General features: G+C 59.9%; 3 protein-coding genes. 1 reads left to right on the top strand and 2 read right to left on the bottom strand.

The genetic code is table 11. The annotated features are described in order from the left end of the window. Positions 1 to 150: 150 nt before the first annotated feature. Both ABWP09_RS13875 and ABWP09_RS13870 read right to left on the bottom strand, forming a co-directional pair. Positions 151 to 1,074 carry a LysR family transcriptional regulator gene (locus ABWP09_RS13875; protein WP_353205714.1) on the bottom strand — a complete coding sequence of 308 codons (924 nt, stop codon included), beginning with the start codon at positions 1,072 to 1,074 and terminating at the stop codon, positions 151 to 153. A 133-nt stretch (positions 1,075 to 1,207) separates the two neighbouring features. Next, the gene (locus tag ABWP09_RS13870) at positions 1,208 to 2,638 is read right to left on the bottom strand and encodes a helix-turn-helix domain-containing protein (protein ID WP_353205715.1); all 1,431 of its coding nucleotides are present in this window, start codon (positions 2,636 to 2,638) and stop codon (positions 1,208 to 1,210) included. On the opposite strand from ABWP09_RS13870, the gene ABWP09_RS13865 reads away from it, so the two are divergent. Beyond that, a partial coding sequence (locus ABWP09_RS13865; RefSeq protein ID WP_353205713.1) for a TonB-dependent receptor occupies positions 2,625 to 4,076 on the top strand: 1,452 nt, incomplete at its 3' end. The two genes, ABWP09_RS13870 and ABWP09_RS13865, sit on opposite strands and share 14 nt — an antisense overlap.

Genomic DNA, 4,076 nt, shown 5'->3' with positions numbered 1-4,076 from the left:
CCAATGAACTCGTGCGATGGACGACAACTTCCGCGTATCGCAAATTTCAGGCTTAGTGGGTGAAACGACAGCTGCCGGAGACACAATCCGACGCTCGGCTCGTGCTTGAAAGAGTCAGGGCACTAATGAACGAGTTTGCAAGCTAAACAATCATTTCCCCGCCGATGCTGCCAATTGTCTAACGTGATTGGCTGCGACGCGGTGGATCAGATCGCTCAAGTATTGCGCGGGCGGCGACAATTGCGTTCGCTCGAGGCGTACTGCACAGATTGGCGGGGCAAAAGTCGCCTCTTTAATCGGAATATGGACGAGCAGGTTTGTCGCTGGAATAAGTTCGAGCCACTCGCGCGGTGCAGGGGCAAGCAAATCCGTGGATGCGACCACCGAAATGATGCTCATTCCCGACGTTGCTTGAACGACGATCCTAGGTGTCGGAAGGCCAGCCCCCTCATAGATCGCTTTCACTTCGTTTTCGGTGTTCGGCATCACGGGCGTGGTTACCCAGCACGCATCGACGAGGTCTTTGATTGAGGTTGCGCCGGCAAGCGGATGCCCACGGCGCCCCACTATAATCCGCGGATTCTCGAATAATACGTCGCAGATGAGCCCTCGGCTCCGAAGGTCTTTGGGAACTGGCCCGACATAAGTGTCGATTTCGCCGTCACGGATGCTGGCTTCCAAGGCAGGGTATAGCCCCTCGATTATCTTGAGCCGCACGTCGGGATAACGCCGACGAAATGGGTTCAAAATTCGTGGTAAGATCGCTACGTGCGCGGCAGTCGACAAAGCAAGCGACAAAGTGCCGGTCTCGGCACCTTTATAGCGTTGCACGTCTTCAAGCGTGTGCTGCATTTGAAGTTGAATCGTCCGCGCGTGGTGCGTCACTGCACGTCCCGCGTCGGTCGGCATGACGCCGCTAGACGAGCGCTCAAACAGCTGCACGCCGAGCTCGCGCTCGAGTTCGCGAATGCTCCGCGTCATCGCGGGCTGAGTCATGCCGAGTTGACGCGCTGCTCCGCGCAAGCTGCCCCGTTCGCTAATCGCGACGAGGACATTGAAATGACTTAGCTTCATCGACCTCTCTGGGCGTCTCTATTTTCATCGAAGGACGCTGTCCTATCTTATCGAGAGATGAGGCAGATGTCATCAATCGCGGCACGCGCGCCAACGTTTCGTTCAAACGAATGGCGCAAAGTCGGCTGCATCCTTAGGGACTTCCGCTCGAGCTCGCCTGATTTGCGGTTGCGCCCGGTGAGGAGTCGGGAAAAACCTGTGGCGGGCCGTCCCACTTGGTTGCCCGCCGGGGTCCTGCCCAGACGAGGTGCGCGCGCAGGCCGACGCCACGAAGTGACTCGACCGCGAGCAACGCTTCGAACTCTTCAGCACCTCCGATGGCACGTGTTAACTGATTGAGTGTCTCGGGCCGCGTTGCAAAATCAGCGGCTTGCATCAAGGCGGCGTCGCGCGTGCCGCCGATCACAACGATTTGGTTCCCGCCCACACCTTTAAAGCCCGCAATCAGCGCATAATCACGCGTTGGCGTGTCGGTGCCAGCGTCGAGATGTGACCCCGCAAGAAAGCGCCGTCCAGTCGCGCGATCCACGATCTCATCGTAGGACGAGCCAATTCCAAAGCGCGACCCGCTAAAGAGGGGATCGCGCAACGAACCCAGCCCGCTCAGATAGCCAAGATAGACGATATTTGTCAGCTTGAGTTGTTCCGGGGTTAGCTTCGAAGCCGGGATCACGAAACTGAGCACTTCGGTCCGGGCATTGCGCCGCACAACCGGCACAACGACGCGCAGCGCATTGCCGACGCCGACCGGCAAATAAGCGAGGCCGAGGTCTATAACGTCACGCGCGTCGTCCCCTCGCGCGCTGGCTCGCACCTCGAGATCGCGACTTGAATTGACGTCGAATTCCCGGACCAAGCGCGACACGTCGCCATCGCGATTGCGCTCACCAAAGATGTAATAGTCGCCAACGACCAAAGCGATCCGTCGTTCGCCTTCGACAATTGGGCTCCACAAGCGGCTCGCCCGTGCGGTCGCAAGCGGTGCTTCAGCGGCATCGGGTTGGCGTGCGAGCCACCAAGTTCCGGGAATTGCGACGATGAGCAGCAGCGTCGTGCCAATTGTCCAGCTGCGGTGCCACGATAGTTTGACATCCAGTGTCACCGCTTCGACCACCTCTCGCGGAACGACAATGAGCCGGTATCCCCCCTTGGGCAGTGCAAGCCGGGACGGGAAGTCGGCACCTGGCCCCGCATAGAACTCGTCGAGCTTGCGGCGCAGCCGATGGACGTGGACGCGGATGGAGGCATCGTCTTCGGCCTCCTTGTCGAAAACTTCGCGCGCGATCTCGATTTCTTTGGGGGCCCGCCCTTCGCGCGCGCAGCTTACAAGGAACCGGAACAGCCGGTCCAACGCCTGCGAGCGGCCGAAGGCGTCGTGGCTGATGACAAGCGCGGCTTGGTCGTCGAGCGAAGAGGTGTCGGCAAAAGGCCCAGTGGACATGCCAAACCCTAACAAGGCGGTTGTTACATTGCGAGATTTAACACCTCGTAACGTGTCCGAACCGTAACTTGCTTGCCGCGCGGGAGCGAAAACGGCCAGCACGCTTGGAATGACCCCAGCCAAATACGTTTATGTGGCAGCGCTGCTTTTCCCCGCAGGCAGCCCCGTCACCGCGCAGACGACATCGGACGCGGGCACGCCGGAAATTGTAGTCTTTGGCCGCGGCGAGTCAAAGATTGGAATGGCGACTGCTGCCAGCGAGGATACCGTGGCAGGGGCGGATCTGCTGGTACGTCCGCTGTTGCGCGTGGCGGAGCTGCTCGAAGCTGTCCCTGGTATGATCGCGGCGCAACACTCGGGCAGCGGCAAGGCCAATCAATATTTTTTGCGCGGTTTCAATTTGGACCATGGATCGGATTTCACGACATATATCGATGGCGTACAAATGAACTTTCGCACGCATGGCCACGGCCAAGGCTATCTCGACCTCAACGGGCTAATCCCGGAAATCGTCGAACGCGAGGATTATCGCAAAGGACCTTATCGGGCTGCTGGCGGAGATTTCGCGCTGGCCGGCGCCGCGATATTTCAGACCGTCTCGCACTTTGATAAGCCTTGGGCCTCGGTCGAAGTAGGGTCATACGGCGCCGCGCGGCTCGCCGGAGGTGCGACTGTTTCGGGAGCAGGGGGTAGCCTGACCGTCGCTGCCCAGGCCAAGCACTATGACGGACCATGGGCAACGCCCGAACGACTGCGTCATTATTCGGCGTTTGCGAAGCTGAGCCGCCCCGTCGGCAGCGGGGCGTTCGCGCTCAGCTTTCATCTTTACGATGCGCGCTGGAATCCAACCGAGCAAATTCCCGACCGCATCGTTGGCAGCGCCAGATGTCGTGACGTCTTCTGTGCGCCGGATCCATCGGCACGTGGCCATACCCGGCGCGCGATCGCCGATGCGGCATTCACGGACGATACCTTAAAGGCCAATGCCTATGTGCAATATTATGATTGGTCGATGTATTCGAATCCGACCTACGCCAACGCCGACGGCAGTAGCGCACAAATTCTTCAGTTTGACCGGCGCTGGGTGTTCGGCTTGCGGGGCGAAAAGAACTGGTCGTTAGGGCCAATGCTTGACCTGACGGTCGGAACCGAGAATCGCTACGATGCCATAGGACGCGTCGGCGTTGCGGACACCAGCGACCGGCAATTCATCGCAAGTCTCGGCGCGTATCGTGTTGCCGAGGGATCGGCCGCCGTCCATGGGGAAGCGGTGTGGCGCCCCTTTCAGGGCGCGCGCGTTACGGCAGGGCTGCGCGGCGATCACTATTGGTATGATGTAAAAGGGCTCGACGATGCGGCGCGGGCGATCGGCGAGGGACGCAGCAGCGCCGATCTTATTTCGCCCAAATTTGCGCTCGCCTATGCAATTTCGCCCCATCTCGAGCTTTATGCGAATTGGGGACGGGGTTTTCATTCGAACGACGTTCGCGGCGCCGTGACGACGACACCGGCGCCCGTGCTTGTGCGCGGGACGGGCAAGGAAATAGGCGCGCGACTGCAG

It is taken from the genome of Sphingomonas sp., from assembly GCF_040398505.1.
In the GTDB taxonomy this organism is placed as follows: Bacteria; Pseudomonadota; Alphaproteobacteria; order Sphingomonadales; family Sphingomonadaceae; genus Sphingomonas.
Note: the sequence above shows the minus strand (reverse complement) of the source record. Positions and strands in the feature narration are given on the sequence as shown.